Origin of the sequence: Solwaraspora sp. WMMD791 (genome assembly GCF_029581195.1) — a bacterium.
GTDB lineage: Bacteria > Actinomycetota > Actinomycetes > Mycobacteriales > Micromonosporaceae > Micromonospora_E.
In genome coordinates, this window is sequence record NZ_CP120737.1 from 5,043,241 (window position 1) to 5,067,107 (window position 23,867).

Annotated in this window: 27 protein-coding genes; 18 read left to right on the forward strand and 9 right to left on the reverse strand. The window is 68.1% G+C overall.

The genetic code is table 11. From position 1 onward, the window contains the following. Positions 1 to 230 precede the first annotated feature (230 nt). From O7623_RS22420 to O7623_RS22430, 3 genes are all read left to right on the forward strand, one after another. A complete protein-coding gene (locus tag O7623_RS22420; protein ID WP_282224981.1) occupies positions 231 to 620 on the forward strand; it encodes a ribbon-helix-helix domain-containing protein in 390 nt (129 codons plus the stop codon). 130 nt (positions 621 to 750) lie between these two features. Continuing rightward, the gene (locus O7623_RS22425) at positions 751 to 2,001 is read left to right on the forward strand and encodes a HEAT repeat domain-containing protein (protein WP_282224982.1); all 1,251 of its coding nucleotides are present in this window, start codon (positions 751 to 753) and stop codon (positions 1,999 to 2,001) included. A 187-nt stretch (positions 2,002 to 2,188) separates the two neighbouring features. Then, a complete protein-coding gene (locus O7623_RS22430; RefSeq protein WP_282229512.1) occupies positions 2,189 to 2,404 on the forward strand; it encodes an integrase core domain-containing protein in 216 nt (71 codons plus the stop codon). 34 nt (positions 2,405 to 2,438) lie between these two features. Here O7623_RS22430 and O7623_RS22435 read toward each other — a convergent pair whose 3' ends face one another. Further along, the gene (locus tag O7623_RS22435; RefSeq protein ID WP_282224983.1) at positions 2,439 to 2,651 is read right to left on the reverse strand and encodes a hypothetical protein; all 213 of its coding nucleotides are present in this window, start codon (positions 2,649 to 2,651) and stop codon (positions 2,439 to 2,441) included. Between O7623_RS22435 and O7623_RS22440 the strand changes: the two genes are divergently transcribed. Continuing rightward, positions 2,638 to 2,907, forward strand: a complete 270-nt coding sequence (locus O7623_RS22440) for an integrase core domain-containing protein (RefSeq protein WP_282224984.1) — start codon at positions 2,638 to 2,640, stop codon at positions 2,905 to 2,907. The two genes, O7623_RS22435 and O7623_RS22440, sit on opposite strands and share 14 nt — an antisense overlap. A 766-nt stretch (positions 2,908 to 3,673) precedes the next feature. Continuing rightward, a complete protein-coding gene (locus O7623_RS22445; RefSeq protein WP_282224985.1) occupies positions 3,674 to 3,901 on the forward strand; it encodes a hypothetical protein in 228 nt (75 codons plus the stop codon). Between the two features lie 213 nt (positions 3,902 to 4,114). Here O7623_RS22445 and O7623_RS22450 read toward each other — a convergent pair whose 3' ends face one another. From O7623_RS22450 to O7623_RS22485, 8 genes are all read right to left on the reverse strand, one after another. Beyond that, positions 4,115 to 4,621, reverse strand: coding sequence for a hypothetical protein (locus O7623_RS22450; RefSeq protein WP_282224986.1), 507 nt, complete (start codon positions 4,619 to 4,621; stop codon positions 4,115 to 4,117). A 2-nt stretch (positions 4,622 to 4,623) separates the two neighbouring features. Further along, positions 4,624 to 4,839, reverse strand: a complete 216-nt coding sequence (locus O7623_RS22455) for a heavy-metal-associated domain-containing protein (protein ID WP_282229513.1) — start codon at positions 4,837 to 4,839, stop codon at positions 4,624 to 4,626. A gap of 553 nt (positions 4,840 to 5,392) precedes the next feature. Beyond that, positions 5,393 to 5,965 carry a CueP family metal-binding protein gene (locus O7623_RS22460; protein WP_282224987.1) on the reverse strand — a complete coding sequence of 191 codons (573 nt, stop codon included), beginning with the start codon at positions 5,963 to 5,965 and terminating at the stop codon, positions 5,393 to 5,395. A 290-nt stretch (positions 5,966 to 6,255) separates the two neighbouring features. Further along, a complete protein-coding gene (locus O7623_RS22465) occupies positions 6,256 to 7,563 on the reverse strand; it encodes an MFS transporter (RefSeq protein WP_282224988.1) in 1,308 nt (435 codons plus the stop codon). After that, a complete protein-coding gene (locus tag O7623_RS22470) occupies positions 7,560 to 8,672 on the reverse strand; it encodes a PLP-dependent cysteine synthase family protein (RefSeq protein WP_282224989.1) in 1,113 nt (370 codons plus the stop codon). The genes O7623_RS22465 and O7623_RS22470 overlap by 4 nt, the downstream gene beginning before the upstream one ends. A gap of 154 nt (positions 8,673 to 8,826) precedes the next feature. Then, complete coding sequence (locus O7623_RS22475) at positions 8,827 to 9,192, reverse strand: hypothetical protein (protein ID WP_282224990.1); 366 nt, start codon at positions 9,190 to 9,192, stop codon at positions 8,827 to 8,829. A gap of 191 nt (positions 9,193 to 9,383) precedes the next feature. Next, positions 9,384 to 10,004 (reverse strand): DUF305 domain-containing protein, encoded by a 621-nt coding sequence (locus O7623_RS22480; protein WP_348775103.1) that lies wholly within the window; start codon positions 10,002 to 10,004, stop codon positions 9,384 to 9,386. 116 nt (positions 10,005 to 10,120) lie between these two features. Continuing rightward, positions 10,121 to 10,555: a DUF6153 family protein gene (locus O7623_RS22485; RefSeq protein ID WP_282224992.1), complete on the reverse strand. Its 435-nt coding sequence runs from the start codon at positions 10,553 to 10,555 to the stop codon at positions 10,121 to 10,123. Between the two features lie 526 nt (positions 10,556 to 11,081). On the opposite strand from O7623_RS22485, the gene O7623_RS22490 reads away from it, so the two are divergent. The 13 genes from O7623_RS22490 to O7623_RS22550 all read left to right on the forward strand — a co-directional run bounded on the left by O7623_RS22490 (position 11,082) and on the right by O7623_RS22550 (position 23,858). Next, positions 11,082 to 11,675 carry a hypothetical protein gene (locus O7623_RS22490; protein ID WP_282224993.1) on the forward strand — a complete coding sequence of 198 codons (594 nt, stop codon included), beginning with the start codon at positions 11,082 to 11,084 and terminating at the stop codon, positions 11,673 to 11,675. Further along, positions 11,672 to 11,851: a hypothetical protein gene (locus O7623_RS22495; protein WP_282224994.1), complete on the forward strand. Its 180-nt coding sequence runs from the start codon at positions 11,672 to 11,674 to the stop codon at positions 11,849 to 11,851. The genes O7623_RS22490 and O7623_RS22495 overlap by 4 nt, the downstream gene beginning before the upstream one ends. 718 nt (positions 11,852 to 12,569) lie before the next feature. Next, complete coding sequence (locus tag O7623_RS22500; RefSeq protein WP_282224995.1) at positions 12,570 to 13,487, forward strand: LysR family transcriptional regulator; 918 nt, start codon at positions 12,570 to 12,572, stop codon at positions 13,485 to 13,487. Positions 13,488 to 14,042: 555 nt separating this feature from the next. Continuing rightward, the gene (locus O7623_RS22505) at positions 14,043 to 14,861 is read left to right on the forward strand and encodes an SDR family NAD(P)-dependent oxidoreductase (protein WP_282224996.1); all 819 of its coding nucleotides are present in this window, start codon (positions 14,043 to 14,045) and stop codon (positions 14,859 to 14,861) included. Positions 14,862 to 14,949: 88 nt separating this feature from the next. After that, on the forward strand, positions 14,950 to 16,161 hold the full coding sequence (locus tag O7623_RS22510) for an acyl-CoA dehydrogenase family protein (RefSeq protein WP_282224997.1): 1,212 nt from the start codon (positions 14,950 to 14,952) through the stop codon (positions 16,159 to 16,161). A 57-nt stretch (positions 16,162 to 16,218) separates the two neighbouring features. After that, a complete protein-coding gene (locus O7623_RS22515) occupies positions 16,219 to 16,842 on the forward strand; it encodes an isochorismatase family protein (protein ID WP_282224998.1) in 624 nt (207 codons plus the stop codon). After that, a complete protein-coding gene (locus O7623_RS22520) occupies positions 16,839 to 18,776 on the forward strand; it encodes an anthranilate synthase family protein (protein ID WP_282224999.1) in 1,938 nt (645 codons plus the stop codon). Before O7623_RS22515 ends, O7623_RS22520 begins: the two co-directional genes overlap by 4 nt. Positions 18,777 to 18,786: 10 nt before the next feature. After that, a complete protein-coding gene (locus O7623_RS22525; RefSeq protein WP_282225000.1) occupies positions 18,787 to 19,626 on the forward strand; it encodes a PhzF family phenazine biosynthesis isomerase in 840 nt (279 codons plus the stop codon). Between the two features lie 11 nt (positions 19,627 to 19,637). Next, complete coding sequence (gene phzG, locus O7623_RS22530; RefSeq protein ID WP_282225001.1) at positions 19,638 to 20,276, forward strand: phenazine biosynthesis FMN-dependent oxidase PhzG; 639 nt, start codon at positions 19,638 to 19,640, stop codon at positions 20,274 to 20,276. Between the two features lie 42 nt (positions 20,277 to 20,318). Continuing rightward, positions 20,319 to 20,969 carry an NAD(P)H:quinone oxidoreductase gene (gene wrbA / locus O7623_RS22535; protein ID WP_282225002.1) on the forward strand — a complete coding sequence of 217 codons (651 nt, stop codon included), beginning with the start codon at positions 20,319 to 20,321 and terminating at the stop codon, positions 20,967 to 20,969. Beyond that, complete coding sequence (locus O7623_RS22540; protein WP_282225003.1) at positions 20,966 to 22,528, forward strand: amino acid adenylation domain-containing protein; 1,563 nt, start codon at positions 20,966 to 20,968, stop codon at positions 22,526 to 22,528. The genes wrbA and O7623_RS22540 overlap by 4 nt, the downstream gene beginning before the upstream one ends. Then, positions 22,528 to 22,779, forward strand: a complete 252-nt coding sequence (locus O7623_RS22545) for a phosphopantetheine-binding protein (RefSeq protein ID WP_282225004.1) — start codon at positions 22,528 to 22,530, stop codon at positions 22,777 to 22,779. The genes O7623_RS22540 and O7623_RS22545 overlap by 1 nt, the downstream gene beginning before the upstream one ends. 50 nt (positions 22,780 to 22,829) lie before the next feature. Further along, the gene (locus O7623_RS22550; RefSeq protein ID WP_282225005.1) at positions 22,830 to 23,858 is read left to right on the forward strand and encodes a 3-oxoacyl-[acyl-carrier-protein] synthase III C-terminal domain-containing protein; all 1,029 of its coding nucleotides are present in this window, start codon (positions 22,830 to 22,832) and stop codon (positions 23,856 to 23,858) included. Positions 23,859 to 23,867: the final 9 nt, after the last annotated feature.

Genomic DNA, 23,867 nt, shown 5'->3' on the forward strand with positions numbered 1-23,867 from the left:
AGCGGGTGGTCAGGAACCTGCTGCTTATCGTCATGGGGTTGGCCGACAGTGGCCGGGTCATCGCCGTGTTGTGTGACCGGATCGGTGGCACGGGGACGTACAAGATCATGGGGGTTCGTGCATTGGGTGGCGCGGACCTGGATGAGTGGAGGAGGCGGGTCCTGTGAGTGAGCCGGATTTCGATCGGATGAGCCATTGCCTGGTTTCAGAAAACTGACAGCCTGGCGCCGGTGATCAGGTCGATGACGGCGGTGCCGGCGACGGGTGGCGTACCGGAGGCGCCGATGATGCTGGTGAGTATCCGGCTGCCCGTGGCGCTCGTCGAGCAGCTCGACCGTATCGCCGGGGAGTCGGTGACCCGCCGGTCCGACGTCATCCGCGACGCCTTGACTGGGTACGTGGCGGCCCGAACCGCGCCGGTCGGCCAGCACGAGGCCGAGCAGGCCCTCGACGTGCTCCGCCGCATCGTCACCGCGCACACCGGCGAGGGCCACGCCGACGCGGCCCGACCGCATCGGCGGGAAACAGGCGGACAATACGATCGACGCACTTCAGGGTGGGCGTACGGCCATGTGGCGGTAGCGGACGTCGGGAAGCGGATTGCTGGCGGTCTGGCGTGATCGGACTCGGCACCGATATCTGGACTCCGGCGGGCATGGTCCCTGCGGTGGGGAACACCCTGATGCGGTCCGGTGTCTGTGCCGCCGGGCTGCGACGAGAAGAGAGCCAGGCTGGTGGACGGTGGCGGGTATGCCTGAGCGGTCGGTGGTGTTGCGGGGTGTGGGCTGGGCCTCGCTTGAGGACGCCTACGGTGCGGCCGGGGACGTTCCGGGGCTGTTGCACATGTTGTGGTCGGGTGATGCGGCGGTCCGCCGTGAGGCGTACCGGGCGTTGGCGGGGCGTCTGGTGCATCAGGGTTCGCGGTACGAGGCGAGTGCCGTCGCGGCGGGGTTTCTGATCGATGTCGTGGCGGATCCTGCGGCGCCTGACCGGTTTGCCGCCTGCCAGGTGCTGCGGATGATCGCGATCGGCGACGAGAGCTACTGGTTGACGGAGTCGCCGGACATTGCTGCGGTTCGGCGTGAGGTGGCCCGGCAGGCGACGCTGACGCTGGCGGAGCTGGAACATGAGCAGAGGATGTGGATCGCTGCGGCCGGCGATGAGGATGAGCGGCGGGGCCGGGAGTCGGCTGCCCGCTACCGGGATGTGGAGGCCGATCGGTGTGCGGCGCGGTGGGATCTGGAGGCGTACGACGCGGTCCGGTCGGGTGTCGCGGTGTTTGTGGCGGCGTTGGGGTCGCCGGATCCGGCGGTGCGGTTGCACACGGCGCATCTGTTGGCTTGGTTTCCTGAGGAGCGTGACCTGGTCGTTCCCGCGTTGACGCGGGTGATCGACGGGGATCCGGAGCCGGTGGTGGCGGCGACAGCCTGCGTGGCGGCGGGTCTGTGTGGTGCGACGGAGGCGGATGCGGGGCTGGTGGAGGCGTTGTCGCGGCGGCTGGCCGGCCCGAACCGTGCGGAGCGGTGGTCGGCGGTGTTGGGGTTGGCGCGGCTGACCGGTCGGCCGTCGCGGGAGCTCATCGAGGAGCTGTACGCCTGTCTGGTGGGCGCAACCGAACCGGTGCCGAACTGGCCGTTCCTGGACGGTGACATGTCGGGGCTGGCGGCGTTGACACTGGCGCGGCTGGACCCTGACACCGCTGTGGATCGGGTCGATATCTTGGCACGGGGGCTGGCCGGCACGGTGCCCGGCGCTGACCGGTTCACGCTGGTGGGTGCGTTGTTGGACGCGGCCTTCCCGGAACACGACGCCGCCGGGCGGGGCCGCGGTGCCGGGGCGACGGGACCAGGCCGGATCGTCGAGGCCCAGCAGGCGGCGGTGCGTGCGTTGGTGGACAGCGCGGTCTGGGAGGACGGGCCGATGGTGGCGATGCTGCTCGGCCGGTACGGTCTGCCGTCAGCGCCGGCGTCGCTGCAGGGCTGGCTGGCTGGGGACCGGTAGCACCACCCCACCGGCGGGGTCGTGTCGTGCCCGGACCGGACGGGTTCTCGCGGTGTCGGCCTGGTGGTGGCCTGGAACCTGCTGCCCCTTTGGTTGGCGATGGTGCTGTCGTGGCTTGGTCTGCTGGCATCGCGTTCGACTCGGCACGTTTCGCTAGGAGTCCCGGACCCCACAGGCCAACTGCTTCATCGAACGCTGGGGACGCAGTCTCCGCGACGAGTGCACCGACCACATGCTGATCTACAACGAACGCCACACGCACGCCGTAGTCGGCGAGTACGTCGACCACTTCAACGACCACCGGCCACACCAAGGGCGCCAGCAGCGGCCACCAACCATGATCCGTCCGTTGTCATCCCCATCGACAAGCCCATACGCCGCCGACAACGCCTCAGCGGAGTGATCAACGAGTACCACCGGGCAGCCTGAACTGATCATCAAAACACCAGAAGACCGCCGCTGAACCAGTTTTGGCACGGCACACCGCCCGCAACCTGGCGATGGATCTCGAAGACACCTGCTGCCGGGTGAAATACGTGATCCGCGACCGGGACGGCAAGTATCCGGGCACTGTTCGACACCGTCCTCGCCGACGCTGGGATCGTCGCGATACTCAGCGGTGTCCGCATGCCCCGGATGAACGCGATCATGGAACGGTGGGTACGGACCTGCCGACGTGAACTCCTCGACCGGACCCTGATCCTCAACCAGCGACACCTGCTACACGCGCTCCGCGAGTACGAGAACTTCTACAACGAACACCGCCCTCATCAAGGCATCGCCAACGTCCGGCCACTCGCCCCGCTACCCGAACCGATCACCGACCCAGACCGACTCACCCACCTGACCATCCACCGGCGGGACCGCCTCGGCGGCATCCTCCACGAGTACGAACGTGCCGCCTGAACTGCCCGGATGACATTTCGGCAGGTACAGGGTCGCCGCTGGACGGGCTGGGACGTGAGGGATGCTCGTCGCACGAGCACCCACCGAGCACCAACCGACCACAAGGGATGGAAATGAGAAGGGGCCTGGCTGCCGTGTCGGCAGGTCAGGCCCCTATCGATCTTGTGCCCGAAGGGACTCGAACCCCTAACCTTCTGATCCGTAGTCCGAAGTGGATAAAAAGACTCTTCTAAAGTCGACTCTATCGCTAGTTCTGTCCAATAGCAACTATTACAGTCCGGCTGTGTCCTGCGGCGTCCGTGCAGGTCCTGGGCTCGCAAGCGCTATGCATACAGGCCAATCAATGGATTGACCCATCTTGCGGGAGGCCCGGAATCCGGCTGCGTCCCCGTAGCGCGTGTGTCAGTTCCCCGACGTCCGAGCACCCAAGGAGCACCCACCACCCGGCGTACCGTCTCGGTCCCCAATACAACCGGACGCATGGACGCTCGCGAGAAGGGCAACGCGGCCTCGTCGACCGCGGCTGCCGCCCCGGTTACATGGCCGTTGACGGTGGTCGTCGCGGCCACCGCCGGTGTGAGCGCGGTGATGGTCTCCTGCGGCGACGGCTGCTGCGCCACGGCGCCCACCGACCGCGATGCCTCACCCAGAATTCCACCAGCCTCCGTCAGTTGGGACCGGGCCTGCCCGAGTACCTGTACGGTGCCAATATCTGTCGCACGCGCTGTGAGCTGGTCCATCGCCAACTTGAGACACCTTCATGGTCATGGCGTTCCAGTGGATCTATCTGTACGCGATCCGCGTGTTCGACGGCCTTCTCGCTGCGGCCCGCAGTGACAGTGCCGTGCTCGCGGAGCTGCTGGCGCTGCGCCACGAGGTCGCGGTGCTCCGCCGCCAAGTCCACAGCCGACCACGGCTGTCCTGGCCAGACGGGCAATCCTGTCCGCGCTCGCCCGATTCCTACCCCGTCCGGTCCGCGCCCACCGAATCGTGACCCCGGCGACCCCGCTGGCCTGGCACCGCCGGCTGGTGCGACGTTGCTGGACCTACCCAAGCCGTGGTGGCCGCCCACCGGTCAGCCCCGAGATCCGGGAGTACCGATCGGCTGCCACCCAACCACGACCCGAAGGTACTTGTACCGATCGACGGCGTCGTTCAACGCCGACGACGGCTGGGAGGAACCATCAACGAGTACCACCGAGCCGCCTCAACGAATCCTCGAACCGCAGGTCAGCAGCCGGAATCTAGTTTGGCACCCTACAGGCTGGAAGGCGGCGAAGACGCGGTACTGCCCGGCGGGTACCGCGAGGGGGATGGACCAGGTGCCGTCGCTGTCGAGTTCGGGGTGCACGTGCTGGAAGCCGGACAGGTCCCGGCGGACCACGATCAGGTGCAGGTCCTTGTCATGGCTGGTCGTGTAGGCGGTGACCGGCCGGTTGTCCGGGCCGGTGACCTGGAACCGGAACGGCTGCGGCGCACCGGTCGACAGGTTGCCGCTGAGTGGGGTGAGCCGGTAGGTGTCCTGGCTGATCTGTAGCCCGGCCGGCAGCACCGCTGCCGGGGCGCTCTGCTCGGATGGTGTGCCGGTGTGGCCGCCGTGCGCGGCCGGGGTGGCGGGTGCGGATGCCGGGAAAAGGCCGCCGAGGCCGAGGGTGGCCGTGAACACGGCCGCCAGCCCGATCCCGAAGCCGCCCAGCTTGATGGCGGTGTTCATGACTACCTCGCGAGTTCGTAGCCGGCCTCGTCGACGGCCGCGGCCACCGCGGTCTCGTCGACGGGCTGGTCACTGGTGACGGTTACCGTGCCGGATGCGAGGTCGACCTGGACATCGGTGACATCGGTGACACCGGGGATCGCGCCGGCTTCGGCGCTGACGGAGTTGACGCAGTGCGAGCAGGTCATGCCGGTCACGGTGTGGGTCTGGGTAGCCATCACGATCTCCTTGCCGTCGGACGTCAGCGGCGCAACGTCGCCGCCCACCAACAGCCATACCCATACCCCCCCGGGGGTACGAAGGGCTGGGGTGGTGACGCGCTGCACGCCTTCGGCGGCAGCACCCACGGCGGTGCCCGTCTTGACGATTCCCGCCTGTATGACCGCTAACCGGCGATGCCTCGATGCGGCTCCACCGTTGTCGGTGCGACGGTCAGCTGTGCCCGTCGCCGTTGACCGTCACGTGGCCACGACGGGGTAGCCAGGCAGGTCGATCACGCAAACGGTGTCGTCGTGGATGTCGGTGGGTCGGTGCCTGACGGCCGGGCTTCGACGGGCACGCAGTGGCGGGCCGTATCCAATCGTGATCACCTCGTCTGGCGCCATGTCCGGGGCCGATCGTGGTGACCGTTGGGCCGGGCCGGTCCCGATGGACGGCCCCGACCCGGTCGACGTCAGGGGCTGGACGGTCAGTCATCGGCGCCGGCGACGAGCTCGCCGGCAAGGGAAGTCTGCCGGGCCGGTGCCGGACCGAGGCCATCGGCCGCCGTGGTCAGGCCAGTCGTAGGGTGGTCAGGCAGGTCGGGGCATCGTCGCTGGTGCTGATCTTCGACTCGGCGGTCTTGCCGTCGGAGGTAATCTGCAGGGTGCCGGTGATGTTGCGCGGTAGCCACAACCCGACGAAGCCGTTGGCGAAGGTGGTGCGCGACTCGTCCATCAGGACTGTGCCGTCGGCATCGTTCACGACTTTGACCTGTACCTGTTTGCCTGCCAGTTCGCCCTTGCAGCCGGTGGGTGCGTGGAAGAAGCAGTCGTGGGTCTGCTGCAGGTAGGGGCCGACCGACAGGTAGAACCGGTCTGCGGGAATGGGCAGGCTGTGCTCCTGTCCGCCGTCGGAGATCAGCAGTTCACCGGCCCGCACGGACGCCTTAAGTTCGGCGGGGCGCTGCTGCAGGCCCAACCGGTCGAGCCGGTCGATGACCTCGACTGTGCTCTTACCCGCCAAGCCGTAGCGGGCCAGCAGCAGCTGCGCCTCGGCCGACGCCGCCGCAGTCGCGGGAGCCGGGCCCGCGACGCGCGCCGGATCGCCGGTGCCGGTGCAGCCTGCCATCGTCAGGACCGACACCGCACCGACAAGAAAAAGTCGTCTCATACTCACGATTCTCCATCTGTAGTCATTCACGTGGTCGATCGGGTGCGCAGGTCAGGACCAGGACAGGTCATCTTCCCGCCCTGGGACAGCGCCCCGGCAGTCAGGCGCCGGAGGTTTGGCCCTTGCCGGGTGAGCGATGCGCCGGGCGGAAGGCGGCGTCACTTCGGTTGGGAAGCAGATCACTGCGCGGCTTCTCCTGGGGAGCAGCAGTTGCCTTGTCTCGGGTGGGGCGCCGGCATGACGGCCCACCCGAGACTCGGCGGTCAGCGTGTCGCGCTGTTGCGGTGTCGCGCCGGGTGGGCGGCCGCTGCGCCGGGCGCGGTCGCCAGGTGCCCGGCACGGGACAGGTAGCCGACGGCTGCGGTGCACAGCAGTCCGGTGGCGGTCAGCAGCAGCCAGGGCAAGGCGGTCCAGCCATGCCGGGAGCCGGCGTCGAGGGCCGCACCGGTCAGCAGGTTCCCCGCGGCGATGCCGACACCGGCGAGAGTGTTGTACAGGCCGTAGTAGGTGCCGACCAGGCGTTGCCCGGCGAACTCTACGATGGTGGCCATCTCGAACGGGTACACGATCATCGTCGCGACCGTCAGCAGCACCGTACTCAGCAGTACGGGAGCCAGGGCCAGCGTCGTGCGCCACGGCCCTGCCCCGACCGCGGGAGTGAACCCGGCGGTGGCGGCGAGCGGCAGGAACGCGACCGCCATCAGCGCCAGGCCGCGGATGATGGCCTGCGGCGGGTTCCACCGGCGTGTAGCCCAGGCGGTGGTACGGACCTGCCCGGCCACGGTGAGCAGCCCGGAGACAGCGAACAGGATCGCCACCCCGGTCTCCGAGCCGGTCACGCGCCGGACCTCGATGGGCAGACTGAGATAGACCTGAAAGTTCAGCACGTAGGAGCCGATCATCGCGGTGGAGAACAGCAGGAAACCGCGGTGCCGCAGCACCTGCCGCCAATCCGCCGCAGCTTCGCGTTCCTCGGGGCCGGTCGGGGGGTGCCGGGCGTGCCGGGTGGGCAGGGCGCGGGCCTGGGCGATCAGCAGCAGCAGGAACAGCAGCGCGGCAACCGCACATACCCACCTGAATGATGCGGCCAGCAGTGCGAGGCCGATCATGGGCCCGGCGAGGATGCCGGCCTGGTAGAAGACGTTGAACACGGCGAACGCCTCGGTCTTGCGCTCGCCTGATTCGGCGGCCAGATACGCGCGGACCGCCGGATTGAACAGGGCGCCGGCCAGCCCGGTCAGCACCGACGCGACGATCAGGACGGGCAGACTCGCCGCAATGCCGAGCAGGCCGAACCCGGCCACGCGCAGGCCGAGTCCGGCCAGGATCAGCGGTTTGTAGCCGTACCGGTCGGCGAGGGTGCCACCGAGCAGGAACATGCCTTGCTGGCTGAGGTTGCGCACGCCCAAGACGAGGCCGACCGCCCATGCGGCCATGGCCAGGTCGCCGGTGAGGTAGCCGGCCAGGTACGGCATGAGCATGTAGAAACCGATGTTGATGGTCAGCTGGTTCACCAACAGCAGCTGCACCGGCCGGTTGAACGACCGGATCTGAGCCAGGGTGCCGGTCACGGGACGTCCCCGGCGGTGGGGTCGATGACGTGGGTGCAGCGTGTCCAGCGCAGCACTTCGCGTTCGCGGGGATGCCGGATCTCATCGGGGTCGGCAGCCGGTTGCGGACCGAGCAGGTCGTGGTGGCGGCAGTAGTCGTCGCTGTAGACGGTGTCGGCGTAGCGGTGTGGCCCGTCGGGGAAGATCGCCGCGATCCGGGTGTCGTCGGGCAGGGTGCGGGCCAGCCAGGACGCGGCGAGGGCTACCGCGCCGACGCTCCAGCCGCCGCTGACGTAGTGGCCGCCGGCCAGTCTGCGGCAGGCCCACACGGCTTCGGCTGCGGCGACCCAGTGGACCTCGTCGAAGGCCGGATAGTCGACGTTACGAGGGTGGATGCTGCTGCCGAGCCCGCGCATGAGCCGGGTCCGGGCCGGCTGGCCGAAGATGGTGGAGCCGCACGCGTCGACGCCGACCAGACGCAGGCCGGGGAAGAACTCGCGTAGCACGCGGGCGGTGCCGGCGCTGTGCCCGCCGGTGCCGACGCTGCACACCAGCACGTCGACGCGGCCGAGCTGGGCGGCCAACTCCAGGGCGAGGCTCTGGTAGGCGTCGACGTTGTCGGGGTTGTTGTACTGGTCCGGGCAGAAGCCGTCGTGGTCGGCGAGGAGCTGGGTGACGCGGTCGCGGCGGGCCTGCTGCCAGCCGCCGGTCGGATGCGGGGTGTCGACCAGGTCGATGCGGGCGCCGTAGGCGGTCAGCAGGTTTCGTAGCGGTGGTTCCATGCCGGGGTCGGTGACCAGGGTGACCGGGTGGCCGTGGATCAGTCCGGCCAACGCCAGTCCGAGGCCGAGGGTGCCGGAGGTGGACTCTACGATCGGGGCGCCTTCGGGCAGGTCACCGCGGTCGTGGGCGCACTGGATCAGGTGCAGGCCGGGCCGGTCCTTGATGCCGCCGGGGTTGTGGCCTTCGAGTTTGGCCCAGAACCCGCGGTCGGTGGTGGTGGTGATGTCGCGGGTCCACAGGACCGGGGTGTTGCCGACGAGCTGGTCGAGGTGATGGCAGGTGGAGCTGGAGACGAGCTGGGCGGGAAGAGGCCGGCGGTGCGGCCGGGGAAAAGTCACGTCGATCATGTGCGTAGCCGCTTTCGCAGATGTGGCCCGCCGCCCGGCGCCACCATGTGGCGTCGGTTGCGGGAATGAGCAGAGGTCGCAGAGGCAGGTCGCCGGTCCCGGACCGCGCCTGCCGGGGCAGGGCGGGGCTTGAGTCGGCGGCGTGCGGGACCTGTCAGCTCCGGTACACGCTCGTCAGCGACAGCACGCTGTGGTGGTGTCTGCCGGGCGGGTGGGCGGCGTCAGCCGCGGTGGCGGCAGCAATCGAGTGGTCGTCGGCGGGAGGCGGGACCGCGGCCAAGGGCAGGTCGACGTCGCCGGTCATGGGCTGCTGCGGTAGCGCCGCCGGTGTGCACGGATGCCCCTGATGCGCCTGGTCGGCCGATACCGCGGCACCGTCGCATGCGGGCGGCGCTGCCGGGTGCGCCCCGGCTGCGGCGGCAGGATGGCTGTGGTGAGGGTGCTGAGGCGCGTGATCGAGCATGGCGCCGCAGAGCAGCAGCAGCGCCACGGTGGCCATCCGCACGATCAGCTGGAGCATGGACCCTTTCCGATCAGCACCCCGACATGCCGAACGTCAAATGTAACAAAGATCCGGTTCATCCCGCCGGATTTCGCGGATGTGCCACGCCGGTCACCGGACGGTGCGCGGCCAAAGGCGCCTGCCGGTGTACAGCGGGCAGCGGGCGGCCAAGCCTGTTGTGCTTGGCCGCCCGACGGCGCGTTACGAGGTCAGAGGCGTTCGAGAATGGTCTTCATCGTGGCGATCTCGGCCTGCTGATCGGTGATGATCTTCTGCGCGAGGGCCTTGGCCTCCGGGTTGGAGCCCTGCGCCACCTCGGTCTGGGCCATCTCGATGGCACCCTCGTGGTGACTGATCATCATGGTCAGGAAGTGCTTGTCGAACGCCGCACCTTTGGCGTCCATGAGCTCTTTCATGTCGGCGTCGGTCATCATGCCGGGCATCGAGCCGTGCTCCATGCCGGAGCCCACGCTCATGTGCGGTTCCGGGACCGGCCTGCCCCAAGCGATCAGCCAGCCGGTCAGGGTGTCGATTTCGGGCTGCTGCGCGGCCTGGATCTTGCCGGCGAGTTGCTTGACCTCGGCGTCGGCGGCGCGACCGTCGGCCATGTCGGCCATCTGCACCGCCTGCTGGTGGTGCGGGATCATCGCCTGGGCGAAGGTGACGTCGGCGTCGTTGAACGTGCCGACCGCCGACGCGGCCGGCGAGGCGGTGGCGGTGGCGCCGTGGTTCACGCCGGTGTCACTCGAGGATTGATCGCTACCGCCGCAGGCCGACAGTACGAGAGTGGTGGTGACGGCGGCGCCGGCGAGGAGGCCGCGGCGCAGCACGGTAGTGGGCAGCTGGGAAGTACGCATCATTGCGGGTCGTAACCTTTCGGCAGGATGTCGGGTACGCGCGAACGCCTCGACACGACCGCAGGCGGGTCGCCGTCGAGGTGGCGTTGCTATATGCGCAGTACCGCTGCCGAGGCGAGCATGAGCCCGGTGGTCCGATCTGGTGGCGCTCGCGGGGACACGGCCCCCAGCTCGGCGGGCACGGACACCAGGCGATGGCCTCGGACTGTGGTGAGAAGCCAGAGCAGCATCACGATCACGGCCAAGCCGCTCAGGATCGCCAGACAGGCGCTCCAGACGCCGGAACTGTGCCCACCGTGGCCGTCGCAGTGCCCGTCCGGGCACGGCTGCGCCGCGGTGACCACGGCCCCCATCATCCCGGCGGCACCCGCCGTCATCGTGGGCATGCCGGCCATCGCCGGGTGCGGGTCAGCGCGGACACCAGTGTGTCCGAGGGTGTGCATCAGCGCCAGCCCGAGGGCGGTCGCCAGCAGCAGCGCAAGGCGGGCCGTGTGGCCCACCCCAGTCGCTGCTTTCCTCGTCACGGCGTCCACGGTAGCGCGCGACGTGACCATCCTTGCCGATGACCGGTCAGGCCCCCGTGTTCGCCGCTGGGCCGACCAGCTCAGGCGGTGTCCCGCTAGGGTTAGCCCTCGGGGGTTTGACACCGACAGCGCCAGCGCGATCAGCAGCAGGATCACCGCCGGCCGCGTGCACCAGCGGAGACGCGGTGGCCGTCACCGGCGGCCCGCCGTCCGACGCGGCACGCAGCGCTGCCGGATGCCGACAGCCGCGAGCGCTTGATCGAGGTCACCTGGGCCGGACTACTACCGCCGCGGTGCACCACCGTGCCCGAGCATGGCCCGGCTGGCCGGTCCTACGCTGGGCACGGTCAGGTGCCGGGCCGGCGTCCGAAGGTGCGCACACGAGCACCCATCTGCTGCTGGTCCCACGTGGCCATCCGTCGAATCCTGGCACAAGGCCGCCCCGCACCCCGCGACACCCGACACCTCCGGCGGAGATCCCTGCGTACCCAGGCCACCGGGCTGCTCGCCGCCGACTTGGTCCCCGTTGCCCGGCGCGCGGCTGCGGGTGCCGTGGACCGAGGTCGGGGCCTTCGACGCGTTGATGTCGAACTGGCAACGCATCGGCGACTCCAGCCTCAATGACATCGAGGAGGCCTGCGTCGAGGAGATCTTCCTCCTCCTGATCGCCCCGGACGTGGCCGAACTGCTGTGGTCCCCGGTGTCCTGCGCCACCGACATCCACGACAGGTCCCGCCTGGGCGAGATCATCAGCGGCCCGATCGACGACATCCTCGCTACGGCCGAATGGTTCGACCACGACGGCCGGACCATCCTGTCGCCGGCCGGCACCCTCTACCTGGTCGAGGCCGCGTGCCGCGCCCATGCGACCCAGGTCCTCGACCTGGTCATCGAGCAGGAAGCCGAGTCCCGCCACAGTGCAAGTTCGGCGGCCCGAACACCACCGGTCGGGGCCGGGACGACCGGACCACGTCACCGCAATGGGAGTACGACTGGTACCGCAGCCATGTCCGGCCCCGGCACGAACTGCTACGCCAGTGGTGCGGCCACCGGGCAGTCACCCACCATGAACGGTTCCTCGCTGCCGAGGCCGAGACTCACCGCCTCGACATCCTGGTGACCGACCTGCTGAAGGCCCTGGACAGCCTCGGCGCGCACGAGCAGGCCGCCTGGTTCGCCGAGGAGCACGAACGCGACCGCGTCACTCCCCACACGATCCGCCCCGTCGTCGAACGCCCCCTGCAACCCTCCGGGATACCGGTTCGCGAGGTCGCGGTCAGGCGGCGCTGGTGGTGAAGACGGGCCAGGAGGGTGTCCGCCAGGTAGCGAAACCTGCTGCCCGTAGGCGCAGGTGGGGGCCGCCCCATCCTCCTCGACCCTCGGGAACTTGGGACTGGGCCAGCAGCGAAACGGCAGGCCAACAAGCCGGGACGCGAGGGGAAACCGTCGGCGGGCGTGGCACCCACGTGTCACGCGCCGTTCACGCCGGCCGCACAACAAGAAAGGTTCAACCTGCATCCCGCAGCTCGGACTGCTGTTGATCTTGCGATCCTGAAGGGGAATCGAAGCTAACCTTTCGATTCGTAGGGCGCAAGGTGAGCGCCGCGATCTGGCACATTCCGCACAACAAAGACGGGCGCCACCGACCTCGAAGCTTCCTCCTTCACGAAGCGTGACCCCGAACGCGGCATCAGGTGGGAGATCCGTGAGGTCGACGGTCTGGGATCGGACGTCCGCTTCAACCCTTTTGTGGAGCGGCCCAGCGCGGCTACGAATCGCGCTCGACCGCCTGGGCTCCCCTGTCCGGCCTGGCTGACGAATCACGGCCGGCCCGCCTGTCTGTCAAGGATCGCGCCAGCCGAGACATTCGGCGCGGCCAACCCGTTGAACCAGATGAGCTGCACTCGGTGGGCGGTGAATCACTCAGAGTGAGCTGTTGTGATCGACTGTGCTCCGATGGGATCCATCATGGACCGGCGGCCAGGTTCCGAATACGCCGGTAGAATCGCCGGATGTGGAGTTGAGGCAACTCGAGTACTTCGTGGCCGTGGCCGAGGAGGGGAACTTCACCCGCGCAGCAGAGCGGGTGAGGATCAGCCAGTCCGGGGTGAGCTCACAGATCCGCCAACTCGAACATGACCTGGGTGCGGCGTTGATCGACCGGTCAGGGCGGCGGGCCACCCTGACTACGGCGGGTGCCGCCGCGCTGGAGCATGCCCGGGCCGTCCTCGCCTCGGCTGACGCGTTGCGTCAATCGGTCGACGAGGTGAACGGGCTGATCCGTGGCCGGCTCGTGGTGGGGATGGTGATGGCATGCACCGTCGCCTCCTTCTTCGACGCGCTCGCGGCGTTCCATCGGGCTCACCCCGGCATTGAGATCGTGCTCTTCGAGGGGAACTCGGACCGGCTCATCGAGAGTGTCCGGGTGGGAGACGCACATGTGGCCTTGGTGGGCACAGCCGAAGTCGCCCCGGCCGGGGTGCGGGCGATGCCGATCATCAGCGAAGGACTGGTCGCGATCGTGGCCAACGACCACCCGTTGGCCAAGCGCGGCAGCGCCGACTTGGCCGACATCACTGATTTTCCGATCGTGTGCCTGCCGACCGGCACCGGCACCCGGACGGTTTTCGACCAGGCATGTGCCGCCGCCGGGCTGCAACCCGAGATCGCCCTGCAGGCCAGCGCTCCGACCGCTGTGGTGAGCCTGGCCTCCAGGGGGCTCGGTGTCGCCATCCTCAGTGAGTCGATGGGCGCGCCACATCGGGGGGACCTGACCGTGCTGCCGATCCACGACGCGCCGGCGCCCGCCCTGCTGAGCCTCGTCTGGCCGGTCGCTACCAGCCCGGCGCTGCGCGAGTTCATCCGGTGCGCGCGGGCCGCGTTCCAGGTGCCGCCGCCACCTCGCGAGCCGGAGGAACTGGTACTGACCTGAACTTCCTCCCCCCACGATCCATCTCTGATGGCTATGTATGCCTATGCTCTGAGCGGTCTGCCGGCGTAGCGCGTTGGAACCCCTCGAGTTGGCGGCTTACGGACAACCGGCCGACCACAGCTAGATTGTTAATGCCGATCTTGAAAGCGTCTTGTCAACCTTCATATCCCATCCTGATAGCGGTGGCAAGTAATTGTTCTAGATCGACGACGCCTGGGGCCAAGCTGTTCTTGCCGTGCGTCTCGAATGTGAGAGCGGGTATTGACACTCAGCTTGCCTGCGGGTAGAAATGAGGACGAGATCGACGAGCGTCGTCCAGGGAGGCGTGTCCGGTCGAGGGCTTTTGAGGGTGGAGCAAATTCGTTTCTGGTCGTTGTTAGTATTATTGGCTACCACGCTATGGGCCCTGCTCTGTTTGCGCCTTGGTGGGTCTGCTTATTGGGCGTGCACCTGTTCACTGCATTCTAGTGGTGGCCGACCAAGGCTCTCGGAATGCGCGTACGGTGTCAAGATGGCTCTATCGTAAACCGGGTTGGTGAGAACCGGGAGGAAGATGTGACGCCGAAAGTCTGGTTCATTACCGGTGCATCGCGGGGGTTTGGCCGAGTCTGGACCGAGGCCGCACTGGAGCGCGGCGACTGGGTTGCGGCGACCGCGCGAGATGCCTTGGTGCTCGACGCCCTTGTCGACCGGTATGGGGGCCGGATTCTTCCGCTCGACCTAGACGTTCGAGACCGCGCCGCTGTGCGCGCCGCCGTCTGGGCTGCTCACGAGCGATTTGGTCGACTCGACGTCGTGGTCAACAATGCGGGATACGCACTCTTCGGTTCGGTCGAGGATGTGACCGAGAACGAGGCTCGAGCCCAGTTGGACACGAATTTCTTCGGTCCGCTCTGGGTGGTCCAAGCCGCGTTGCCGATTCTGAGGGCGCAGAGGAGCGGCCATATCGTGCAGGTATCCAGTATCGCCGGGATCGCCTCGTGGCCGATGCTCGGGCTTTACCACGCCTCGAAATATGCGCTGGAAGGGCTCTCCGATTCGCTGGCGCAGGAGGTTGTCCGTTTCGGAATACGAGTTACCATTCTGGAGCCCGGACCGTATCGTACCGACTGGCGCGGAAAATCCGCCGTATGGGCGGTGCCGAGTTCGCCCTACGCCGAGTCCGCTGCACCCTCTTCGGGCTACCCACCGGGCGATCCGATATCCACGGTCACGCCGTTGATGCACATCGTTGACAGTCCGGAACCGCCACTACGAGCGGTATTCGACGATGCTGTGTTGAGTCTCCTAAAAACCGTTTACCAGGATCGTATCCGTGCCTGGGAGGATTGGACTGTAGTCGGCGCGCAAGAGTCGGCGGCGACACAGACCTGACACGGAACCGGATGATCTGTGGCCGATGAGATGACGCAGACGGCCATCCCGAACGTCTCCACAACGACTGAAACGAGAGGAGGCGGGAATGCCCATGGACACCGCCACCCGCACGTCGGCGGCCGAGGTCGCGACCCACTCCGACCTGGTCACCCGGGCCACGAACCTGTGCGAGCTACTACGCGAGGACGCGGCCGAGAACGACCAGACGCGCCGGCTCACCGACCGGGTCGTCAAGGAGCTGGTCAACTCCGGGCTCCTGCGGCTGATGACCCCTCGACGCTGGGGCGGACACCAGGCCGACCTACGGACACTGCTCGACGTCTCGATCGAAATCGGCCGCAGATGCTGCGCCACCGCGTGGGTCACCGGAGTACTCAATGTCGGAAACTTCGTCGTCTCGCTCTTCTCCGAGAGAGCGCAGCAGGAGATGTGGGGCGACAACCCGAATGCCAGCAGCGCCCTGGTGCTGGGCCGGCCCGCCCCCGACACCGAAGTGGTCGGAGGCGGGGTCCGGATCAGCGGACGGTGGCCGTACGCGTCGGGCAGTCTGCACGCAGACTGGATGGGGATGCTGGTCCTGGTCGACCGCGGCGAAAGGCCTACTCCCTACTTTGCCCTGGTACCCATGGAACAGCTCACCGTGACTGACGCGTGGCACTTCGTCGGCATGCGAGGCACCGGCAGCAACACAGTGGTCGGCGATCGGATCTTCGTCCCAGAGCACCGGCTGCTGCCGTACCTGCCGGTACTACACGGCGAGACGGATGGCCTGATCGATCCAGAACACCGCTACCGCAACAGCCTGACCGGTGTCTTCGCGATCGGCCTGCTCGGGTCGCTGATCGGAGCCGCCGACGCCGCACTACGCTACGTCCAAGACAACGCCGAATCCCGGCCGGTGGCCGGCTCCACGTACCGGACCCAGGCGGACTCGCCGACGCTCCAGCTCGACCTGGCCACCGCCGCCACCATGATCGACACAGCGAAGCTGCTCGCCCAGGGGATCATCGACCGGATCGAATCAGCGGCAGCGGCCAATGCCAACCCGGACATTCAGACCCGCGCCCGCGCCCGCATGGACTCGACCGAGGTGACTCGGCTCTGCCGCGAGGCGATGGATGTGCTGATCACCGCGTACGGATCCGGGGCCTTCCACGAGTCGAACCCGTTGCAGCGGCTCTGGCGGGACGTTCACGTTGGCAGCCGGCACGCCGGCTTCGGCATGGGAATCCCCCAGCAGGTCTACGGCCGGGCACTGGTCGGCAGAGACCCCCGCGACGTGAGCATGCTGCTGTGAGAAAGGCCCCGGCCCATCGCCCACCCGAAAGTACCCCCGTCGGAGGGAGAACCCCTGATGGTCGGCCTACAGGACATCGAATCCTATCCCCTCCCGACCGAGGAGGCCTTGCCGAAGAACGTCGTGTGTTGGCCGCTCGCCCCGCAGCGTGCGGTGCTGCTGGTACACGACATGCAGCGCTACTTCGTCGGCGCTCTGCCTGAGCCGCTCCGAACCGATCTGGTCATCAACGCGGTCCGGCTGCGCGACCGCTGCGTGCGACTCGGTGTGCCGGTCGCGTACACCGCCCAGCCCGGCGGGATGAGTCAGCAGCAACGTGGGCTGCTACACGACTTCTGGGGTGGCGGCATGCGCGGCGAGCCAGCCGAGCGTGACGTCGTGCCCGAGTTGGAGCCGGGCGTCGCCGATCGGATCTTCGTGAAGTGGCGGTACAGCGCCTTCCACCGTTCGGGCCTGCTGGAGTGGATGCGTGCCGACGGCCGCGACCAGATCGTCCTCTGCGGGGTATTCGGGCACATCGGCGTGCTCGCGACCGCGATCGATGCCTTCACCAACGACATTCAACCCTTCGTCGCAGCCGACGCCATCGGCGATTTCACCGCGTTGCACCACCGATTCGCCTTGGACTACGTCGCGCAACGGTGCGGGCAGGTCGTCGTCACGGAGAGGGTCTTTGCGTGAACACTCCGACGAGGCAGGGCGCAGGCCGATTGCTCGACCGGATCCTCGCCGGGGAACCGCAGGCCTTCGCCTTGCTGCATCGTCCGGGCAGCGGCGTCGACACCACCGACGCGCTGATCGGCGAGGTCTCGTACCCGGCTACCCTCGCCGAGGTCGTGCTGCCTGCCCGGCCCGCCGGTCCGCTTGGCCCAGCGCACGAGACGCTGCTGCTGGTGCCGTACCGGCAGATCATCGAACGGGGCTTCGCCGCCCGCGACGACCGCGCGCCACTGGTCGCCTTGGCGATCAGTGAGCAGGAGACCCTGGCCAGGGACGAGCTGTTGACGGCGGTGCCAAAGCGGGCAGTCCGGCTCAGCGGTGGCCGGTTCGACCTGGCCGACAGCGAGTACGCCGAGATTATCAGGCGGATCGTGGAGCATGAGATCGGCACCGGCACGGGCGCCAACTTCGTCATCAAGCGATCCTTCACTGCCCGGATCGCCAACTATTCACCGAGCGACGCTGTCGCGCTCTTCTGCCGACTGCTCGAAAGGGAACAGGGCGCGTACTGGACCTTCGTCGTTCACACCCCGACAGGCACGCTCGTCGGTGCCACCCCGGAGCGGCACGTATCCCTCGACGCCGGCCGAGTCTCGATGAACCCCATCAGCGGAACGTACCGATACCCCACCACCGGCCCCACTCTCGACGGCATCACCCGGTTCCTTGGCGATCAGAAGGAGATCGACGAGCTTTACATGGTGCTCGACGAGGAGCTGAAGATGATGGCACGGATCTGCGACGGCGGAGGTCGGGTCGTCGGTCCTTACCTACGGGAGATGGCACGGCTGGCGCACACCGAGTACTTCATCGACGGGTACACCGTCCGCGACGTGCGGGAGATACTGCGCGAGACGCTCTTCGCGCCGACCGTGACGGGAAGCCCACTGGAAAGCGCAGCCCGAGTGATCGAACGGTACGAGCCGCAGGGACGGCGGTACTACGGCGGCATCGCAGCGCTCGTCGGCCGAGACGCCACCGGGGAGCGCACCCTGGACTCGGCCATCCTCATCCGTACCGCCGACATCGCCCCAGACGGGCGGCTTCAGATCGGGGTCGGTGCAACCCTGGTGCGGCACTCGGAACCGGACGCCGAGGTCGCCGAGACCCATGCCAAGGCCGCCGGGCTGCTCGGTGTCCTGCAGGAACAACCGCCGACAGCATTCGGATCGCACCCGAAGGTCCGCTCCGCGCTGCGCCGCCGCAACGACCGAATCGCGGATTTCTGGCTGCGCGACCACGCTGCCCGGCGGACCGACGCTGCCGGACTGGCCCAGTTGCGGGTGCTAGTGGTCGACGAGGAAGACACCTTCACCGCGATGATCGGCCAACAGCTGAGCGCGCTGGGACTCGTCGTGACGGTGATCCGCTTTGACCAGCCACACGAGCTCACTGGCCACGACCTGGTGCTGCTTGGCCCTGGTCCGGGTGATCCCCGGGACACTAGCGACCCCCGCATCGCAGGGCTGCACAGCAGCGTGGACCTCCTGCTGGCGGTGAGACAGCCCTTCGTCGCCGTCTGCCTGAGTCACCAGGTACTCGGGCAACGCCTCGGCCTCGATCTGGTCCGCCGACGCAACCCGTACCAGGGTACCCAGCGTGAGATCGACCTGTTCGGTGCCCGCGAGCGAGTGGGCTTCTACAACACGTACGTGCTGCACGGGGACCAAGACGACCTGGCGGTCGACGGGATCGGCCCTGTGCGGCTGAGCCGCGAGCGGAGGACCGGCGAGGTGCACGCGCTGCGCGGCCCCGGTTTCGCCTCAATGCAGTTTCATCCCGAATCAGTGCTGACCCTCGACGGGCTACGGATCACCGCCGAGGCCTTGCGCTGGGCGCTCGACGCCCGGGTGCCGGACGACGCGATGGTCCAGCCAGCCCCGGGACGACAGTGAGGAGTCGGCGGTGCACGAGTACATGGTGGTGGACGCCTTCGCGAGCAGGCCGCTGGAAGGAAACCCGGTAGCGGTCTTCTTCGACGCCGCAGACCTCAGCGGCGCGACAATGCAGCGGATCGCCCGGGAAATGAACCTCTCCGAGGTGACGTTCGTACTGCCGGCGGAAGGGGCAGCGGACGCCCAGATCAGGATATTTACACCGGTCAACGAGTTGCCCTTCGCTGGACACCCGATCCTCGGGACGGCGGTGGCCCTCGGCCATACTCTGGGCCGACGCGAACTACGGCTGGAAACCCGGATGGGTGTCACCCCGGTCGAGATCTCCGGCGTGATGACTGACGGCTTCATGACGATCCGGATGCGTCAGCCGACCCCGACCTGGCGTGGCTACGAGCATCCGACCGAGGTGCTGGCGGCACTCGGCGTAGAGGTAGCCACAACCCCAGTCGAAGTCTACCACAACGGGCCGCGTCACGTCCTCGTCGGACTGGAGAGCGTCGCCGCGCTCTCCGCGCTGCGTCCGGACCACCGCGCCCTGGCGGCCCTGCCGGACATGGCTGCCAACTGCTTTGCCGGCTGCGGTACCCGCTGGCGCAGTCGGATGTTCTCCCCGGCGTACGGGGTGGTCGAGGACGCCGCGACCGGTTCGGCGGCCGGCCCTCTGGCGATCTACCTCGCTCGGCACGGCCTCGCCCTGTACGGCCAAGAGATCGAGATCCTGCAGGGGGTGGAGATCGGCCGACCCTCGCTGATGCGCGCCGTCGCGCAGGGTGCCGGCGAACGGGTCAGTTCGGTATATGTCAGCGGCCACGGGGCGGTCGTCGCCCGCGGCACGATCATGGTTTAGGTCAGGCAACCGTGGACAGCAGCAGCTTCGAATCGCTTACTGCGGAGATCGACCTCGCCTTCCCCGAGTACTACACCCCGCCGGCCGAGCCGCTGAGCATCGCCGAGCGGTGGCTCGCCACGGCGGTCCGGCTGGGGGTGCGTGAGCCCCAGTCGATGGCACTGGCCACAGCCGACAAAGCCGGCCGGGTCTCCAACCGGATCGTCGCCGTGTTGAAGAACGGTGCCGAGGGGGTGCTCTTCACCAGCCACCGGTGCAGCCGCAAGGGGCGCGACATTGCCGCCACCGGTTGGGCCTCCGGCTTGTTCTACTGGCGGGAGCTCGGCCGTCAGCTGGTCATCTCCGGCCCTGTCAGGCAGGTACCCGACGCGGAGTCCGACGCGCTCTGGGCGGCTCGCGCGGTGCCCCTGCACGCCATGTCGGTGGCCTCCCAGCAGAGCCTGCCGTTGCCCGACCCGGCCGCGCTGGGGGCGGCTGCTCAGCAGTTGGCCGAGGCCGGGGTAGCGCTTCTGCGGCCGGACCGGTTCGTCGGCTACCGCCTCGAACCAGCCGAGGTGGAGTTCTGGTCGGCCAGCCCGGACCGCCTGCACCGCCGGCTGCACTACCACCGCGACGGCGACGACTGGCGCCCCACCCGCCTGCAACCCTGACCGCCCCGAACGGCTCCACCGCGCCACCTGAGGAGGGCCACCATGACCTTCACCGTCAATCCGAACGTCTCCGTCGTCTACTACTCCGCCACCGGCACGGTAGCCGAAATAGCGCGGGAGATCGCGCTGTGGGCGGAGAAGGCCGGCGCGGCGGTCCGGCTGCGCAGGATCAACGAACTCGCCCCCCGATCGGTGATCGAGGCGAACCCGAGATGGTCGGCTCACGCCGCAGCCACTGTCGACGTCCCAGTCGCCACCGCCGAGGACCTGCTCTGGGCCGACGCGGTGTTGATGGGGACACCGACTCGGTTCGGCAACATGGCCACCGAGCTCAAACACTTCATCGACTCGCTCGGCGGGGCCTGGCGGCGAGGACTGCTGGCGGACAAGGTCTACAGCGCATTCACCGCCAGCAGCAGCCCGCACGGCGGCCAGGAGTCGACGCTGCTGGCGCTCACCACCTCCTTCTACCACTTTGGCGGAATCGTCGTAGCGCCTGGATACACCGATGCACACAAGCACGCCGACGGCAATCCGTACGGTACGTCGTACTGCACGCAGGGCGGGCGACGCTCGATCGACGACGTCACCCGGCAGGCGGCTCGAGTGCAGGCCGAGCGGGTGGTGACGATGTCCCGCCGACTCTGCCTATCGAACCCCGTCGCGCCCTGCCAAGGGGAGGGCACGCGATGAGTGCCGAACCGGTTGGGGCACCGGTCAACCTCGTTGACGTTTTCGCCCGCACGGTCGCCGCGTACCCGCAGCGGACCGCGCTGGTGGCGGGAGGCGAGTCGCTGTCGTACAGCGAACTCGACGCCTGGGCCGAGACGGCCCGGCGGGCGCTGCATGCGCGCGGGGTACGGCGAGACGACCGTGTAGCGCTGCGGATGCCGCCGAGTGCCGAGGCGATCGTGGCCATCCTCGGCATCCTGCGGGCCGGCGCCGCGTACGTACCGCTCGACGTGCGCAACCCCGCCGCCCGTAACCGCTTGATCGTCGAGGACAGCGAGGTGGCCGCCCTGGTCGGTGACCCGGACGCTTGCCCCGTCGACGGCCGCCCAGTGCTCACCGGGGCAGAGCTGCGGCGGCTACGGGACGAGCCGTTGGCGCGGCTGCGGCACTCGTCACCCGCACCAGGGGAGACGGCGTACGTCATCTATACCTCCGGCACCACCGGCACTCCCAAGGGGGTACGCATCCAGCACAGCGCGGTGACCGCGCTACTGGCCGCCGCTGGACAGCGTTTCGCGTTCACCGCTGACGACCGCTGGCTGCTCTTCCACTCCCTTGCGTTTGACGTCTCGGTCTGGGAGATGTGGGGCGCGTTCACCACCGGTGCCCGGTTGGTGGTGCTGCCCTACTGGAGCACGCGTTCCCCGGAGAAGTGCCTGGACACCGTCATCGACGAGGGCGTCTCGGTGCTGAACGTCACCCCTACCGCGTTCAACGGGCTGGCTGGTGCGGCGCTGCGTGCGCAGGCCGACCTGCCCGCCCTGCGGTACGTCGTCTTTGCGGGCGAGAAGCTGACCCCTGCCGTGCTCCGGCCGTGGGCGAAACGGTTCGGGCTGAGCCGGCCCATGCTGGTGAACATGTACGGGATAACAGAGGTCACCGTGCACGCCACCTTCCACCAGGTTACCGAGGACGACCTCGACGGCGATGTCTCGGTGGTCGGTCGGCCTCTTCCCGGTTTCACCCATCGGATCCGTACCCCAGACGGCCAGGACGCCGACATCGGTGAGGAGGGGGTTCTATGGCTCGCCGGCCCCCAGCTCAGCGCGGGCTACCTGAACCGACCCGATCTGAACGCCGAACGCTTCGCCCTGCTGCCCTCTCCGGACGGTGGCCCGCCGCAGCGGTACTACCGCTCCGGCGACTTGGTCAGAGTCCGAGCCGACGGCAACCTGGTCTACCGCGGCAGGGAGGACCTACAGGTCAAACTCCGTGGCCACCGAATCGAACTGAGCGACGTGGAGGCCGCCGTCGCCGATCATCCCGCTGTGCTTTCGGCGGTGGTCTGGGTACGGCGGTTCGGCCCGGAGGACGAACGGCTGGTCTGCGCCTACGTCCCAACCGAAGCCGGATCGCGAGTCGAGGTCCCGGCGCTGCGTGAGCACGTCCGACGAGTGCTGCCGCAGTACATGCGGCCAGCAGCCTACCAGGAACTGCCGGCGTTGCCCCGAACCATCAACGGAAAGGTCGACCGGGACACGGTCGCTCGCGCCTGGGAACGGCAGAAGGGAGAACGGTGATGACCGAGACCGAAGACCGCAATGCGGAGGTGGAGCGGCAGACCGTCGAATGGGTCGCCGAAATGCTGGGTGAGCCAGAGCTCTCCGCCCAGGACAACTTCATCGACCTCGGTGGGCACTCAATTCTGGCGCTGCGGCTCTGCCAGTACGCCAAGGAACAATTCGGCGCAGAGTACGACCTGATGCTCCTGTTCGAGCAGAACCTCGCGACCGCAGCGGCGGAGCTGGCCTCCCGTGTTCCCCCGCCCTGACCGAGCCACCCCACCCCGACGGCACGGACCGCTCACGAGGAGACGCGCGCATGGCCCGACCCACCGTGGATCTCGGAATAGCTAGCTTTGGTATCGCCCTCGGCCAAGAACAGGACGTGGCCGCCACCGCCGCCCGCTACGTCGACAACCCCGAGCGGGTGACGAACTGGGGCTACCGCACCTACCACCGGGCGGCGGAGGGGGTGCACGCCACCGACCTCGCGACGACGGCCGCGCAGCAGGCCATCGACCGACTCGGTATCGAAGCGGACTCGATCGACCTGGTGGTGTTCACCAACTCGGACGTCCCAGAGTATCTCTACTGGGACGGAGCCGCAGCGCTCGCCCGCAACCTAAAGATCGGGCAGGTGCAGACCCTGCTGCTTGACGAGGGATGTGCAGCGGGCGTGCACGGGTTGTACTACGTCGCTGCGACGATGGCGATGCAGCCCGAGGTCTCCACTGCCCTCTTCGTAGCGGTCAACCGGGTCAGCGAGTTCCACCGCAACCGGATGAACGTGGTTAACGCCGTGATCAGCGACGGTGCCGGAGCGGCCATCGTACGGCGCGGGCATCCGGCGAACCGATGGCTGGCGACCGAGCAGTTCACCGACCCCGAGCACTGTGATCTGCTGCGCTTGGACTTCGGCGGTGCGGTGCAGCCGTTGCCTCGGCCGGGCTGGTCGAGCACCACCGCGCCGGGTGGACACGCCGAGGTGCGGGCCAGGTTTGGCAACGACCCTGCAGTGCTCCGGTCATATCTGCAGAGCCGATACGCGCGCATGCTGGATGCGATCGACGGTGCCTGCACACGAGCCGGGTTGACCCGAGACGAAATCGCGCATCTGATTTACCTCAACGACAGCGCTAGCAGCATCGCCGCGATCGCGGAGCCGCTCGGGATCCCGCTTGCCCGCACCAACGCCGCGCTCGCGCCGGAGCATGGCCACATGGGCGGCGCGGACCAACTCGTCTCGCTAGCGGTGCAGCTGGACAGCGGCGAACTGCGTCCCGGCGAGGTGGTGGCGCTCTGCGGCATCTCGGCCGGCCGCTGGTCCGCCACCCTGATCCGGGTGTGACCGCTACCC

Excerpts from the sequence above, each read along its gene's own strand:
- O7623_RS22425 (WP_282224982.1), top strand. The coding sequence starts at position 751 with ATGCCTGAGCGGTCGGTGGTGTTGCGGGGTGTGGGCTGGGCCTCGCTT.
- O7623_RS22440 (WP_282224984.1), top strand. The coding sequence starts at position 2,638 with ATGAACGCGATCATGGAACGGTGGGTACGGACCTGCCGACGTGAACTC.
- O7623_RS22435 (WP_282224983.1), bottom strand. The coding sequence starts at position 2,651 with ATGATCGCGTTCATCCGGGGCATGCGGACACCGCTGAGTATCGCGACG.
- O7623_RS22445 (WP_282224985.1), top strand. The coding sequence starts at position 3,674 with ATGGCGTTCCAGTGGATCTATCTGTACGCGATCCGCGTGTTCGACGGC.
- O7623_RS22450 (WP_282224986.1), bottom strand. The coding sequence starts at position 4,621 with ATGAACACCGCCATCAAGCTGGGCGGCTTCGGGATCGGGCTGGCGGCC.
- O7623_RS22455 (WP_282229513.1), bottom strand. The coding sequence starts at position 4,839 with ATGGCTACCCAGACCCACACCGTGACCGGCATGACCTGCTCGCACTGC.
- O7623_RS22470 (WP_282224989.1), bottom strand. The coding sequence starts at position 8,672 with ATGATCGACGTGACTTTTCCCCGGCCGCACCGCCGGCCTCTTCCCGCC.
- O7623_RS22475 (WP_282224990.1), bottom strand. The coding sequence starts at position 9,192 with ATGCTCCAGCTGATCGTGCGGATGGCCACCGTGGCGCTGCTGCTGCTC.
- O7623_RS22510 (WP_282224997.1), top strand. The coding sequence starts at position 14,950 with ATGCCCATGGACACCGCCACCCGCACGTCGGCGGCCGAGGTCGCGACC.
- O7623_RS22515 (WP_282224998.1), top strand. The coding sequence starts at position 16,219 with ATGGTCGGCCTACAGGACATCGAATCCTATCCCCTCCCGACCGAGGAG.
- wrbA (WP_282225002.1), top strand. The coding sequence starts at position 20,319 with ATGACCTTCACCGTCAATCCGAACGTCTCCGTCGTCTACTACTCCGCC.
- O7623_RS22540 (WP_282225003.1), top strand. The coding sequence starts at position 20,966 with ATGAGTGCCGAACCGGTTGGGGCACCGGTCAACCTCGTTGACGTTTTC.
- O7623_RS22545 (WP_282225004.1), top strand. The coding sequence starts at position 22,528 with ATGACCGAGACCGAAGACCGCAATGCGGAGGTGGAGCGGCAGACCGTC.
- O7623_RS22550 (WP_282225005.1), top strand. The coding sequence starts at position 22,830 with ATGGCCCGACCCACCGTGGATCTCGGAATAGCTAGCTTTGGTATCGCC.